The sequence below is a fragment of the Mycetocola sp. Y719 genome, from assembly GCF_056713205.1.
This window is the reverse complement of sequence record NZ_JBWYGY010000002.1, coordinates 326,073-338,359: the sequence shown is the minus strand read 5'-3', so window position 1 is coordinate 338,359 and position 12,287 is coordinate 326,073. Positions and strand designations below refer to the sequence as shown.

Annotated in this window: 14 protein-coding genes; 8 read left to right on the top strand and 6 right to left on the bottom strand. The window is 67.3% G+C overall.

The genetic code is table 11. The features are described 5' to 3' along the window. Positions 1-52 precede the first annotated feature (52 nt). Entirely contained in the window at positions 53-505 is a 453-nt protein-coding gene (locus AC1M0F_RS08005; RefSeq protein ID WP_480237696.1) for an Rv3235 family protein, read from the bottom strand. Between the two features lie 282 nt (positions 506-787). On the opposite strand from AC1M0F_RS08005, the gene AC1M0F_RS08000 reads away from it, so the two are divergent. Continuing rightward, the gene (locus AC1M0F_RS08000) at positions 788-1,390 is read left to right on the top strand and encodes a hypothetical protein (protein WP_480237695.1); all 603 of its coding nucleotides are present in this window, start codon (positions 788-790) and stop codon (positions 1,388-1,390) included. 29 nt (positions 1,391-1,419) lie between these two features. Here the strand turns inward: AC1M0F_RS08000 and AC1M0F_RS07995 are convergent, their stop codons facing one another. Next, a complete protein-coding gene (locus AC1M0F_RS07995; RefSeq protein ID WP_480237694.1) occupies positions 1,420-1,707 on the bottom strand; it encodes a helix-turn-helix domain-containing protein in 288 nt (95 codons plus the stop codon). Positions 1,708-1,834: 127 nt separating this feature from the next. On the opposite strand from AC1M0F_RS07995, the gene AC1M0F_RS07990 reads away from it, so the two are divergent. The 3 genes from AC1M0F_RS07990 to AC1M0F_RS07980 are packed head-to-tail and all read left to right on the top strand — an operon-like array spanning position 1,835 to position 5,222. Then, complete coding sequence (locus AC1M0F_RS07990; protein WP_480237693.1) at positions 1,835-2,437, top strand: flagella basal body P-ring formation protein FlgA; 603 nt, start codon at positions 1,835-1,837, stop codon at positions 2,435-2,437. 3 nt (positions 2,438-2,440) lie between these two features. Further along, a complete protein-coding gene (locus AC1M0F_RS07985; protein ID WP_480237692.1) occupies positions 2,441-3,679 on the top strand; it encodes a CpaE/TadZ family protein in 1,239 nt (412 codons plus the stop codon). A gap of 49 nt (positions 3,680-3,728) precedes the next feature. Beyond that, positions 3,729-5,222, top strand: coding sequence for a sensor histidine kinase (locus AC1M0F_RS07980; protein ID WP_480237691.1), 1,494 nt, complete (start codon positions 3,729-3,731; stop codon positions 5,220-5,222). A gap of 17 nt (positions 5,223-5,239) precedes the next feature. On the opposite strand, the gene AC1M0F_RS07975 is transcribed toward AC1M0F_RS07980, so the two are convergent. Beyond that, positions 5,240-5,488 (bottom strand): WhiB family transcriptional regulator, encoded by a 249-nt coding sequence (locus AC1M0F_RS07975; protein WP_090711166.1) that lies wholly within the window; start codon positions 5,486-5,488, stop codon positions 5,240-5,242. Positions 5,489-5,670: 182 nt separating this feature from the next. On the opposite strand from AC1M0F_RS07975, the gene AC1M0F_RS07970 reads away from it, so the two are divergent. Then, positions 5,671-6,123, top strand: coding sequence for a hypothetical protein (locus AC1M0F_RS07970; RefSeq protein ID WP_480237690.1), 453 nt, complete (start codon positions 5,671-5,673; stop codon positions 6,121-6,123). On the opposite strand, the gene bcp is transcribed toward AC1M0F_RS07970, so the two are convergent. The 3 genes from bcp to aroA are packed head-to-tail and all read right to left on the bottom strand — an operon-like array spanning position 6,120 to position 9,023. Continuing rightward, the gene (gene bcp / locus AC1M0F_RS07965; RefSeq protein WP_480237689.1) at positions 6,120-6,593 is read right to left on the bottom strand and encodes a thioredoxin-dependent thiol peroxidase; all 474 of its coding nucleotides are present in this window, start codon (positions 6,591-6,593) and stop codon (positions 6,120-6,122) included. The two genes, AC1M0F_RS07970 and bcp, sit on opposite strands and share 4 nt — an antisense overlap. A gap of 19 nt (positions 6,594-6,612) precedes the next feature. Beyond that, the gene (gene rsgA, locus AC1M0F_RS07960) at positions 6,613-7,665 is read right to left on the bottom strand and encodes a ribosome small subunit-dependent GTPase A (protein ID WP_480237688.1); all 1,053 of its coding nucleotides are present in this window, start codon (positions 7,663-7,665) and stop codon (positions 6,613-6,615) included. Then, positions 7,662-9,023, bottom strand: coding sequence for a 3-phosphoshikimate 1-carboxyvinyltransferase (gene aroA / locus AC1M0F_RS07955; protein ID WP_480237687.1), 1,362 nt, complete (start codon positions 9,021-9,023; stop codon positions 7,662-7,664). The genes rsgA and aroA overlap by 4 nt, the downstream gene beginning before the upstream one ends. A gap of 47 nt (positions 9,024-9,070) precedes the next feature. Between aroA and AC1M0F_RS07950 the strand changes: the two genes are divergently transcribed. From AC1M0F_RS07950 to AC1M0F_RS07940, 3 genes are read left to right on the top strand one after another with little or no spacing between them, the layout of a single operon-like run. Beyond that, a complete protein-coding gene (locus AC1M0F_RS07950) occupies positions 9,071-9,745 on the top strand; it encodes a sigma-70 family RNA polymerase sigma factor (RefSeq protein ID WP_480237686.1) in 675 nt (224 codons plus the stop codon). Next, the gene (locus AC1M0F_RS07945) at positions 9,742-9,984 is read left to right on the top strand and encodes an alpha-ketoglutarate decarboxylase (RefSeq protein WP_480237685.1); all 243 of its coding nucleotides are present in this window, start codon (positions 9,742-9,744) and stop codon (positions 9,982-9,984) included. Before AC1M0F_RS07950 ends, AC1M0F_RS07945 begins: the two co-directional genes overlap by 4 nt. A 53-nt stretch (positions 9,985-10,037) precedes the next feature. Next, positions 10,038-12,284, top strand: coding sequence for an MMPL family transporter (locus tag AC1M0F_RS07940; protein WP_480237684.1), 2,247 nt, complete (start codon positions 10,038-10,040; stop codon positions 12,282-12,284). Positions 12,285-12,287 lie beyond the last annotated feature (3 nt).

The following is a 12,287-nucleotide window of genomic DNA, read 5'->3' as shown; positions in this document are numbered from 1 at the left end:
CCTGACCGGTTCGCCGGCGGGGGTGTCTGCGTTCCTGCCCGTGGTCGAAGGGTCAGAGCACGGAGATGGCCGTAGCCCGCCAGCGCCTGTCCATGCCCTCGAGCCGGATCGCGACAGCCCGCGACCTCGTTCGCTGATGGACCATGACCACCGCTTCGATGACACCGTCCCGTGGCTCGAACGTCGTGATCCGCCCGATCCTGAGTACCGGTCGCACCGCCTGCAGCCCCTTGACCTGCCGCGCCCGCGCCGACACGACCTGACGTTTGAGCAGGTGCTTGTACACCTCCTCCGAGATCCAGCGGGCGAGCTGGTCGAGTTCCCGCGCACCGGCGAGGACCTCCATCACGCATCGCGTGAGATTCTCCAGCAGCGGTTCAGGAGGGGGAAGCTGTTCGGTGGGCGTCTTCTGCCTGCCGAAGAACTGTTCGGAATCGAAGGAGTGGTGAGGCGCGCTGCTGCCTGAATGACGGAAAGCGGGCTCGCCGGCGGACGTGGAGTTCATGCGTTGCTCCGTGGAAACGTGCGACGGAAACGACCTGGAAAGGTGGGCACGGCGACCCGGGCGGGGTCTGGAGGGCGCGACGTCGGCTGCCGGGGGCTCGGCGTATCGCTCGGTGACAGGATGCCTGTTTCGGGTCCACGCATGGCCTGCGTCAGCAGTCCCCCGTTCGGGGGCTCGTTATGCCGAGCTACTCTCCCAGCGCCTGCAGGCCCGTGTAAACCCCACGTTTTCAATCTGTGGATAACTCCCGCGCCCTGGCGACGGAGTCGCTACTCTCCATCCATGCGCTGGGACAGCCTCTTCGACGACCTCGAAAGCCAGCTCGAACATGAGCTGCACGCGGAGGAGCTCGACAGGCGTGCCGAGGAACACCGCCTCCGGGTCGGCAGGCTCACGCTCCGCGATCGGCTCCAGACGTTCGCGGGCAGCGACGGACGTCGAGACGAGGTCACCATCGAACTGGTCACAGGAGCTGTGGTCACGGTCCTCCCGCAGTCGTTCGGACGAGACTGGATGAGTGCGGACCTCGTCTCACGCGACGGAGCATCCGGGGCCTGCATCGTCCCGATCGAGGCCGTCGCAGGAGTGATCCTGCCCAAGTCGAGTCTGGCGAGGAGCCTCGACGTCCCTCCCCGTGACGAGCAGGCGCCACGTCTGGCCGATCGTATCGGTCTGCCATTCGTCCTGCGCGACCTCTGCCGGCGCCGGGTCTACGTCGAATTGCACGCCCGCTCGCGGCAGGTCGTGCACGGCGGCACGCTCGACCGTGTCGCCGGCGACCACGTCGACCTCGCCGTGCACGAGCGAGGTGCTCCCCGTCGCGAACGGAACGTCAGCCATCACCGGCTCGTGCCGATCGGAGACATCGGGCTCATCGTCCTGTGAGCCGTGCATCGCCGGTGGGACGGCGGCTCTCACACCTCGCGCGGAGGCAGGATCTTTCCGTCGGATACCTCGGGGAGGCTCGCAAGGTCGGACTCCTGCCAGAGCCCCATCCGCCTGGTCTCCTCGTACTTTCCCGCGATGTACGCCTCGAGGACGGTGCGTTCGATCCGCCAGCGGCCGGGGGTTCCGACCTGGATCGCGGGGAGTTCGGCCGTCCGGACGAGTTCGACGACGTCCGATGCCGGGATGTTGAGGATGTCCGCCGCGTCGGCCACCGTGAGGAAGCGCCCGACGGAGTCAGAAGAAACCGTATCCATGGATCCGATTATTGCGCCGGCTGTTCGCGACCGACGCGGGTGTGGATAACTTTCTCGCGTGTCGCACGAACTTGGCAGCATGGGACCACCGGCACCTGACGTGCGCGGTTCAACGGCTGGAGAGGGCATGAAGGCAACGCGATCGCGACGGTTCGGCGTCGACCCTCGTCTCGGCATCGGGGTTGGGTTGATCATCGCGTCGATCGTCGGTGTGTGGTCCGTGGTGCAGGCGGCCGACCGGTCGAGTCCCGTCTTCGTGGCGTCCTCGACGCTGTCGGTCGGCGACACGATCACCGGTGACGATCTGTCCGTGGCACACGTCCGGCTCGAATCTGCCGAGGGACGATACCTCACGACCATCCCTGACGATGGACTCGTCGTGACCCGCACGATCTTCGAAGGAGAACTCGTTCCTCGGGCGGCGGTGAGGGCGGACGCCGAGGTCCAGGTCAGTGCCGTCGTCGTCGAGTCCGCCATCGCCATCGCCGGTTCTGTGGAGCCCGGTTCGAGCGTCGACGTGTGGGCCGCCGAGCAGCAGGAGGACGGATCGTTCACGCCGCCGACCGTCATCGTGTCTGGCGCCAGTGTCGTCCGGGTGGTCGAGCAGCAGGGCCTTGTCTCGACCGGGAGCGGTGACACCGTGGAGATCCTCGTTCCGACGGGCACCGTGGCAGCGCTGCTCGCCGCACTCTCCGGTGAGAGCGCCATCTCGATCGTGCCGGCGGGCTGACCGGTGGCCGACCTGGCGTTCGCGCTCGACCGCGACGATGAAGACCGGCTGGTGGCTGCGCTCGTCGAACGGGGCCATCGGGTGGAGGCGAGGATCGGGCCCGTCGCCGACACCGCCGCCGCTCTCGAGGGCAGGCATCCGGATGTCCTCCTCGTCTCCGCCGACGCCGACCGGCTCACTCCGTCGCTCCTCGCGCTGTGCGATCGCCGCGGCATCCGGATTCTCGCCATCGCGTCGTCGTCTGCCGGGCGCAGCAACGCGGCGTCGCTCGGACTCCACGACGTCCTCGATGTCGGATGCCACGCGGATGCCGTCGACGCCGCCGTCCGTGGCGGGACGGTCGACGTGTCTCCCACCGCTGCAGTGAAGCACGGGACCATCGTCGCCGTGTGGGGCCCGGCAGGGTCGCCCGGCCGGACGACAGTCGCCGTCTCCCTTGCCACCGAACTGGCGGCTGCAGGCAACGTCGTCGCCCTCGTCGACGCAGACACCCACGGTGCCTCGATCGCCCCTGTTCTCGGCATGCTCGACGAAGCCCCCGGGTTCGCTGCCGCCTGCCGCCTCGCCGGGCAGGACGGACTCAGCCTTGCCGAACTCGATCGAATCAGGCAGCCGTACCCGGTGCACGGAGGCACGCTCAACGTGCTCACCGGCATCCCCAGGGCCTCCCGATGGCCTGAACTCAGCTCCGCCAGGGTGTCGCGGACGCTCGAGGCGTGCAGGGACTGGGCGGACTACGTGGTCGTCGACACCGGCTTCAGCCTCGAGGACGACGAAGAGATCTCGAGTGACCTGTTCGCCCCGCGAAGGAACGCCGCGACGCTCCAGGCGCTGCGGTCGGCTGACCGGATCCTCGCGGTAGCGACGGCGGACCCGATCGGGCTCGCCCGCTATCTCCGTGCATACGCCGACCTTGTCGAACTCGCCGAAGAACGCCACGTCACCACGGTCGTCAACAAGGTGCGAGCGAGCGTCGTGGGGCTCAACCCGTCCGGCCAGGTGCGCGCCACCCTCCAGCGGTTCGGCGGCATCGACGACGCCGTCCTCATCCCCGCCGATGACAAGGGCACTGATGCCGCGCTGCTGGCCGGTCGCGCGCTCCGCGACGTGAGTCCACGGTCGCAGGCACTCGCGGCCATCTCGCGCCTCGCAGCCGATCGCATCCTGCCTCCCGCGGCACCTGCCGGCCGTCGTGCCCTCCGGGGGCGACGGGTCCTCGCGCCGCTCCGGGCCGGTTCGTGAGGCGCAGGCGCACGTCCGGCGGCAGGAGCGCGCGTCGTAGACTGGACGAATGTCGACGCTCAGTGACCTTGTCCTCGCCAACGGCCGCTCCACAGACGAGGACGTCGACTGGCTGCACATGCTCGTCGGAGACGCGCAGCTCCTCGCCGACCTGGCCTTCGCCGACATCGTCGTCTGGGTTCCCACGAGGGACGGCAGTTTCATGTCGGTGTCGCACTACCGTCCGTCGAGTGCCGCCACCCTGTTCTACCGCGACTTCGTGGGCCAGCTGGTGAAACCCCAGTGGCGGACGCAGGTCACCGAGGCGTTCGAGACCGGCAGGATCATCGATTCGACCGCCCCGGACTGGTACGAGGAGACGCCGACACGGGTGCGCGCTGTCCCTGTGATGCGTCGCCTGGCCGCGACCTCGCCGGAGAACGCGACCGTGCCGATCGCCGTGCTCACCCGGCACACGAACCTCGGTGAGGCGCGCACGCCCAGCCGCCAGGAACTCACCTTCAACGAGTGCGCCAACGACCTGTTCGAGATGATCGCAACGGGCGATTTCCCGGACCTCTCCGCGCCAACAGGCCCCCGCCGCGGCGCCCCGCGGGCGTCGGACGGCCTGATCAGGCTCGACGTCGACGGCACGACCACCTTCGCCAGCCCGAACGCCCTTTCGGCCTTCAACCGGATGGGGTTCAACGACGAACTCGAGGGGGAGTCGCTCGCCGAGGTGACCACCCAGATCCTGCCGGGCAAACAGGTCATCGACGAGTCGCTGCCCCTGGTCGTCACCGGACGCGCCCCGTGGCGCACCGACATCGAAGCCCGCGGCGTCACCGTATCGCTCAGGGCCATCCCGCTCCGTCACCGCGGGGAACGCGCCGGTGCCATCGTGCTGTGTAGGGACGTGTCAGAGCTCAGGCACCAGGAACGCGAACTCATCACGAAGGACGCGACCATCCGGGAGATCCACCACCGGGTCAAGAACAACCTTCAGACGGTCGCGTCGCTCCTTCGGATCCAGGCGAGGCGCGCGCGCACCGACGAGGGCCGCGAGGCGCTCACGCAGGCCATGCGGCGGGTCGCGGCGATCGCGGTGGTCCACGACACCCTCTCGGAGGGGCTCACCCAGGACGTCAACTTCGACGAGGTGTTCGAACGCGTCCTCATGCTCATCGCCGAGGTGGCGTCGTCACACAACACCACCGTGCACCCGCGGAAAACGGGGGAGTTCGGGGTGCTCCCGAGCGCATACGCCACTCCACTCGCGCTGGCGCTCACCGAACTCGTCACCAACGCGGTCGAGCACGGCCTCGCCGGAAGGGACGGCGAAGTCGAGATCGTCGCCGACCGCTCAGGCGACGAACTGACGGTGCTCGTCCGCGACAACGGGGTCGGCCTGCAGGAAGGCAAGGTCGGCACCGGTCTCGGGACTCAGATCGTCCGGACGCTCATCCAGGGTGAATTGGGCGGCACGATCGACTGGCACACCGTGATGGGATCTGGCACAGAGGTCACCATCGAGGTTCCCCTGCGCTGGATCTCCCGCTCCTGACGGAGCGGGAACGCCGGTTAGGAAGCGCGGCGCGCGCGAGCAGCGCGACGCTTGAGAGCGCGACGCTCGTCTTCGGAGAGGCCGCCCCAGACGCCGGAATCCTGGCCGGTCTCGAGAGCGTACTGGAGGCAGATCTCGGTGACCGTGCACCGACCGCAGACGGCCTTGGCCTTGTCGATCTGGTCGACTGCCGGCCCTGTGTTGCCCACCGGGAAGAAAAGTTCCGGGTCAGCGGTGAGGCAAGCGGCTTTGTCGCGCCAGTCCATGCGGGTGCTCCTTTGAATGGGGGTAAACGACCGATATGGTCGGGAATAAGGGTCTGCCGAGTCTGAGAGAGGGCGATCACGAAAACCGGATCTGCTCACCTCTCTGTGAGCGTCGTACTCGGGCCTCAACAATCGTGACATAGTGCCACTACCAAATCAATAGTTTTGTATGGGATACACCTGTGAATAACACTGACGAAACCGGCTCGACACCTGGGGACGCTATGATTCCCGCCGGACCAGGGCGCCGCGGAGGATCCACCGCCCTCCTGGTGGTCATCGCGCTGCTCTTCGTGGAGGCACTCGCCATGGTGATCGTCGTCGGTGTGCTCGTGGTCGACATCCTGACCCTGCCGGCGTCGTCGATGGCCAGCGCCATCGCGCTGACCGTTCTCGTCGCGATCGGGGCCGTCTTCATCACTGCGGTCGCCGTCGGCGCGCTGCGCAGGCAGGGCTGGGTGCGCGGCGGAGCGGTGATCTGGCAGCTCGTTCAGCTCGCGATCGCGCTCGGAGCGTTCCAGGGCGCGTTCGCACAACCTGCCATCGGCTGGGCGATCCTCGTTCCCAGCGTTGTCGTCCTCGTCCTGCTCTTCACCCCGTCGGTGATGACGGCGATCAGGCGTGATCTGCCCTAGGCGACCTTGAGGCGCTTCCTCAGCGACGCGACGTGGCCGGTGGCCTTGACGTTGTAGAGGGCCTCGACGATCCTGCCGTCCTCGCCGATCACGAACGTGGAGCGGAGAACGCCGGTCACGATCCTGCCGTACGAGTTCTTCTCGCCGTATGCGCGGTAGGCGTTGTGGACTGTGAGGTCCTCGTCACTCAGCAGCGGGAAGGTGAGGTGGTCGCGCTCCTCGAAGGTCTTGAGGGTGGCAGGGGCGTCTTTGGAGATGCCGAGGACCGTGTACCCGGCCGCCTGCAGCGAACCGAGGTTGTCGCGGAAGTCGCAGGCCTGGGTGGTGCAACCCGGGGTCATCGCCGCCGGATAGAAGTACAGGATCACTCGTTTGCCGGCGAAGTCGGCGAGTGAGACGCTCTTCCCGTCTGCGTCTGGAAGGGTGAACGAAGGAGCCTGGTCGCCTGGGACGAGTCGCGCGTCTGTCATGGTTCCAGCCTAGGCGAGGTCAGTACTGGGCCGGCTTCATGAACGTCGCCAGCAGGCGCTGGAGCGAGTCCAGCCGTGCCGCCCCCGTGTCGCCGAGCTCACCGGCTTCCACCGCTTCCACGATGGCGCAGTCGGGCGCATCAGGCAGGTGGGTGCAGCCGCGCGGGCATCGTTCGGCCACCTCTTCGAGGTCGGAGAAGGCGCGCAGGATGTTTGCCGGGTCGATGTGACCGAGCCCGAACGAGCGGACGCCGGGGGTGTCGATCACCCAGCCGGTGCCCTTCTGGCCCTCGATCCGATACGACACCGTCGATGACGACGTGTGGCGCCCGCGTCCGGTGACAGCGTTGACGTGGCCGGTGGCCCGCTGTGCGCTGGGGACGAGGGCGTTGACCAGGGTGGATTTACCCACCCCGGAGTGGCCGACGAAGACGGTGTCGTGATCGACGAGCGCTTCGGTGATCTCGGCCAGGGGCATCCGGTCCGTCGAGCTGGTGAAGACGGTGAGGTCGAGGCCGGCGAAGTTGTGGAGGAAGTCGGTCGGATCGGCGAGGTCCGTCTTCGTGATGCAGAGGATGGGACGGATGCCTGCGTCGAGTGCGGCGATCAGGTAGCGGTCGACGAGGCGCTCACGGGGCTCGGGGTCGGCTGCGGCAACGACGACGAGCATCTGGTCGGCGTTCGCCACGATGACGCGCTCGACCTCGTCTGTGTCGTCGGCGCTTCGCCGGAGGAGCGTCGTGCGCGGAACGATCCCGACGATCCGTGCGAGCGTTCCCTCATCGCCTGACAGGTCGCCGACGACACGGACACGGTCGCCGTTGACGACGGCCTGCTTCCTGAGCTCTGAGGCGCGGGACGCGGTGATGCGGCGTTCGTCACCTGTGCCCTCGTCGAGCAGGACGGTGTACCGGCCGCGGTCGACGGCGAGGACGCGTGCCGTCTCGGCGTCGTTGTGCTCCGGGCGGGTCTTCGTGCGCGGGCGGTTGCCCTTGCGGTTCGGTCGTACGCGGATGCTCGACTCGTCGAACTCGGGTTCGTCGTCAGCCTCTCCGGTGTCCCACCAGCTCATCCGAGGACGGTCCCGGAGAGCATCGACGTCCAGAGTTCCGGGAACTGGGGCAGGGTCTTGGCCGTCGTGGCGATGTTCTCGATGACGACACCGGGAACGAGGAGCCCGACGATCGCGCCCGTCGTGGCCATCCGGTGGTCGTGATAACTGAGCCAGATCCCGCCGTGCATCGGCCGTGGTTCCACGAGGAGCCCGTCCTCCAGCTCGGTCACATTGCCGCCGAGCTTGTTCAGCTCAGACGCGAGCGCGGCGAGACGGTCGGTCTCGTGGTGGCGGATGTGCCCGATCCCCGTGATCGTCGACGGCCCGTCGGCGAACGCCGCGATGGCGACGAGAGCCGGCGCGAGTTCCCCCGCAGTCGTGAGGTCGAGGTCGATACCGGGGATGCTGTCGCCGCCGGTGACGGTGAGCCGGTCGCCGGTGAGGGTGACGGTGGCGCCGAACCGGGGCAGGATCTCGATCAGTTCTGCGCCGACCTGGGTGGTCTCGGCTGGCCAGCCCGTGATCGTGACGCTGCCGCCTGTGACGACGGCTGCCGCGAGGAACGGGGCCGCGTTGGAGAGATCGGGTTCGATGTCGACATCGAGTCCGGAGATCGTTCCCGGTTCCACTCGCCACACACCGACGGAGGGGGAGGAGACGGGGACGCCTCTGGCGGCGAGAGCTGCAACGGTCATCTCGATGTGTGGCAGGCTCGGCAGGCGCTCACCTGAGTGAGTGAGGGTGAGCCCATCGTCGAAACGGGCGGCCGCGAGCAGCAGGCCGGAAACGAACTGGCTGGAGCTCGAGGCGTCGATGGTCAGCTCGCCGCCGCCGACGCGGCCCGTTCCATGGACCGTGAACGGAAGCGAACCGCGTTTGTCGTCGTTGATGTCGACGCCGAGTTCCCGGAGCGAGGAGATCATCGTCCCCATCGGCCGTCCCCGTGCGGCCTCGTCAGCGTCGAATGTCGTCGGTCCGAGTGCAAGTGCCGCGACCGGCGGCACGAAGCGCATCACGGTTCCGGCGAGCCCGCAGTCGACGGTGGTTGACCCGGTCAGTTCGCCGGGGGTGACGAGCCAGTCGGGTCCGAAGCTGCCCGTGGCATCCGCCTCGGTGATCGTTGCGCCGAGTGCGCGGAGCGCCTCGACCATGTTCTGGCTGTCCCTGGAGTGGAGCGGGGAACGCAGAAGAGACGGCGAATCGGCGAGTGCAGCGAGAACGAGTTCGCGGTTGGTCAGCGATTTCGACCCGGGCAGGGAGACGGTTGCCGCGACCGGCTCCGTGCTCTCGGGCGCGGGCCAGGACCCGTCGCCGTCCGGCTGGTGCCGGTCGCCGTACAGGTCGAACTCCGGGGCGGAATATTTCGACTCAAGCATTGTTCTTCTAATGTATCGAGGATTTCAGGAGAAAGGGCGTGCGCCGCATGGCGACAGCAGTGCTTGAGCGACCCAGCGGAACGGTTGCGGACGTAGACTTGCCCGTGATGACCACCGTCGACGAAGCACCCACGCCCGAGCCGGAGAACGATCCGCGCGCCCTGTTCGAAGAACAGGCGCTGCCGTTCATCGACCAGCTCTATGGCGCCGCGATGCGCATGACCAAGAACCCGTCCGACGCGCAGGATCTCGTTCAGGAGACCTTCGTGAAGGCGTATGCGGCGTTCGGCCAGTTCCAGCAGGGGACGAACCTCAAGGCCTGGCTGTACCGCATCCTCACCAACACGTACATCAACATCTATCGCAAGAAGCAGCGCGAGCCGTACCAGGGCACCATCGATGACCTCGAGGACTGGCAACTGGGCGGCGCTGAATCGACCACCGCATCGAGCTCCCGGTCGGCCGAGGCCGAAGCCATCGACCACATGCCGGACAGTGCGGTGAAGGATGCCCTCCAGGCCATTCCTGAGGACTTCCGACTTGCGGTCTACCTGGCGGACGTCGAGGGCTTCGCCTACCAGGAGATCGCCGACATCATGAAATCACCCATCGGGACCGTCATGAGCCGCCTGCATCGAGGCAGGCGCATGCTGAGGGACCTGTTGGCCGACTACGCCCAGGAGCGCGGTATCGACACCGGCAGGGCAGGAGCGAAAAAATGACCGACTGCGGATGCGACAAAGCGAAACGCGACCTCGAGGAGTACCTCAGGCACGAAGTGTGCTCGACGAACGCCTCGGACATCCGGGAGCACCTCGAGCACTGCACATCGTGCCAGGAGGAGGCCCTGCTGTCGCGGACCCTCACCGAGGCCGTGCAGCGCGCCTGCAAGGAGACCGCTCCTGAAGACCTGAAGCTTCAGGTCCTGGCGAAGCTTCGGTCTGCACAGGCTGCGCATTAACTCAACCTTTTGATCGACGCGCGCGAAGCACAGTGCCGCGTAACGTCGATGGTGTGATCAAGACTCCTGCCCCCGTCCGAGACTCGCGCGTCCCCACCTGGCTGCGCGTCCTCATCCCCGTCGCCCTCATCTTCGTCTGGTTCGGACTCTTCGGGGCAGGTGGAGCGAGCTTCGGGCAGATCAGCGCCGTGAGCACGAACGACCAGTCGCAGCAGCTGCCCGCAAGCGCTGAGGCGACAAAGGTGCAGGAGCTCCAGTCGGAGTTCCGAAGCGACGACGTGATCCCCGCCCTCGTCGTCTACCAGCGCGACGGCGGCCTCACCGACGCCGACCTCGCGCAGATCGATGACGACATCGCCGCATTCGGCGACGTGGACGGTGTGCTGGCGGAGGACAGCTCACCGGCCATCGCTTCCGAAGACGGCGAAGCCGCCCAGGTGGTCCTGACCCTCGACACCGACGTGAAGGTGGCGGACACGGTCGAAGCGCTCCGCGGCATCCTCGACGAGAACGCCGTCGACGGGCTCACCAGCGCGATCACCGGACCGGCAGGACTCACCGCAGACCTCATCGGCGCCTTCGCAGGTATCGACGGGCTGCTCCTCCTTGTCGCCCTCGGAGCCGTTTTCGTCATCCTCGTCATCGTGTACCGCTCGCCCCTTCTCCCCGTGCTCGTGCTCTTCTCGAGCCTCTCCGCGCTGTGCGCGTCGATCCTGGTCGTCGTCCAGCTCGCCAGGGCCGATGTTCTGCTGCTCAGCGGGCAGACCCAGGGCATCCTGTTCATCCTCGTCATCGGCGCTGCGACGGACTATTCGCTGCTGTACATCGCGCGGTTCCGCGAGGCACTCGTCACCCAGCCGACGAAGTGGACGGCGACCTGGGCGGCACTCAAGGGCTCGTGGGAGCCGATCCTCGCCTCCGGCGGAACCGTCATCGCCGCACTGCTCCTGCTGCTCTTCTCCGACCTGAACTCCAACAAGTCACTCGGCCCCGTCGCATCCATCGGCATCGTTTTCGCTCTGCTGGCATCGCTCACTCTTCTGCCTGCGTTGCTGTTCTGGGCAGGCAGGGTCGCCTTCTGGCCCGTGCGCCCCAAGGCGCGGCCGGCGAACGACAACCCGGTCGGCGACGACAAGACCGGGTTGTGGCCGTGGCTGGCGCGACTCGTCGCCCGGCGGCCACGGGTCATCTGGATCTCGAGTGTTCTGCTCCTCGGAGTCCTCTCACTCGGGATGTTCCAGCTCAAGGCGGACGGGGTCGCCCAGAGCGAGTTCGTCCTCGGGGAATCGCAGGCTCGTGACGGCCAGGCCGTCCTCGCCGATCACTTCCCGGCCGGCTCCGGTTCGCCCACCGTGATCATCGCTCCGGAGGACACTCTCGACGAGGTCGCCGGCATCGTGCTCGGGACCGACGGCGTCGACTCGCTCACCGTGCTCTCCTCCGATTCACCGTCCGGGTCACTCCCCGTCACGGACGATGGCATACAGCCGCTCGGGCCCCCAGGGACCCCCGTTCCCGACGTGACCGTCGTCGACGGCACCGTCCTGCTGCAGGCCACCCTCGATGACGCGGGGGACTCGATCGCCGCCGAGGACGTCGTCGTCGACCTGAGGGAGCAACTCGCCGACGTGTCGACGGGGGAGTCACCCGTCCTGGTCGGCGGGACGACGGCCATCGCCCTCGACTCCAACGAGACGGCCATCCATGACAGGAACCTGCTCATCCCGCTGATCCTCGGAGCGATCACGATCATCCTCATGCTCCTGCTGAGGTCGATCGTCGCCCCGCTGCTCCTGATCGCGAGCGTCGTCCTGTCGTTCGCGGCCACCCTCGGGGTCTCCGCCTGGGTGTTCAACGGGATCTTCGAGTTCCCGGGAGCCGACCCGTCCGTCCCCCTGTTCGGATTCGTGTTCCTCGTGGCGCTGGGGGTGGATTACAACATCTTCCTGATGACGCGCGTGAGGGAGGAATCGAAGAAACACGGGACGAGGCAGGGCATCCTCCGAGGCCTCGCCGTGACCGGTGGCGTGATCACGTCTGCCGGGCTCGTCCTCGCTGCCACCTTCGCGGCGCTGGGAGTGATTCCGATCCTGTTCCTGCTCCAGATCGCCTTCATCGTGGCTTTCGGTGTGCTGCTCGACACGTTCCTCGTCCGGACCCTGCTCGTACCTGCGCTGAGTTACGACATCGGCAGGGCCATCTGGTGGCCGAGCAGGCTGTCGAACCGCCGTGCGGTACCGAAGCACCTCGACACAGGCGAACACGCCGACGAGCCGGTCCTCGCGTCGCCGCGGGGCTGACCC

Excerpts from the sequence above, each read along its gene's own strand:
- AC1M0F_RS07975 (WP_090711166.1), bottom strand. The coding sequence starts at position 5,488 with ATGGACTGGCGCGACAAAGCCGCTTGCCTCACCGCTGACCCGGAACTT.
- AC1M0F_RS08005 (WP_480237696.1), bottom strand. The coding sequence starts at position 505 with ATGAACTCCACGTCCGCCGGCGAGCCCGCTTTCCGTCATTCAGGCAGC.
- aroA (WP_480237687.1), bottom strand. The coding sequence starts at position 9,023 with ATGCTTGAGTCGAAATATTCCGCCCCGGAGTTCGACCTGTACGGCGAC.
- AC1M0F_RS08000 (WP_480237695.1), top strand. The coding sequence starts at position 788 with ATGCGCTGGGACAGCCTCTTCGACGACCTCGAAAGCCAGCTCGAACAT.
- rsgA (WP_480237688.1), bottom strand. The coding sequence starts at position 7,665 with ATGAGCTGGTGGGACACCGGAGAGGCTGACGACGAACCCGAGTTCGAC.
- AC1M0F_RS07990 (WP_480237693.1), top strand. The coding sequence starts at position 1,835 with ATGAAGGCAACGCGATCGCGACGGTTCGGCGTCGACCCTCGTCTCGGC.
- bcp (WP_480237689.1), bottom strand. The coding sequence starts at position 6,593 with ATGACAGACGCGCGACTCGTCCCAGGCGACCAGGCTCCTTCGTTCACC.
- AC1M0F_RS07980 (WP_480237691.1), top strand. The coding sequence starts at position 3,729 with ATGTCGACGCTCAGTGACCTTGTCCTCGCCAACGGCCGCTCCACAGAC.
- AC1M0F_RS07995 (WP_480237694.1), bottom strand. The coding sequence starts at position 1,707 with ATGGATACGGTTTCTTCTGACTCCGTCGGGCGCTTCCTCACGGTGGCC.
- AC1M0F_RS07950 (WP_480237686.1), top strand. The coding sequence starts at position 9,071 with ATGGCGACAGCAGTGCTTGAGCGACCCAGCGGAACGGTTGCGGACGTA.
- AC1M0F_RS07945 (WP_480237685.1), top strand. The coding sequence starts at position 9,742 with ATGACCGACTGCGGATGCGACAAAGCGAAACGCGACCTCGAGGAGTAC.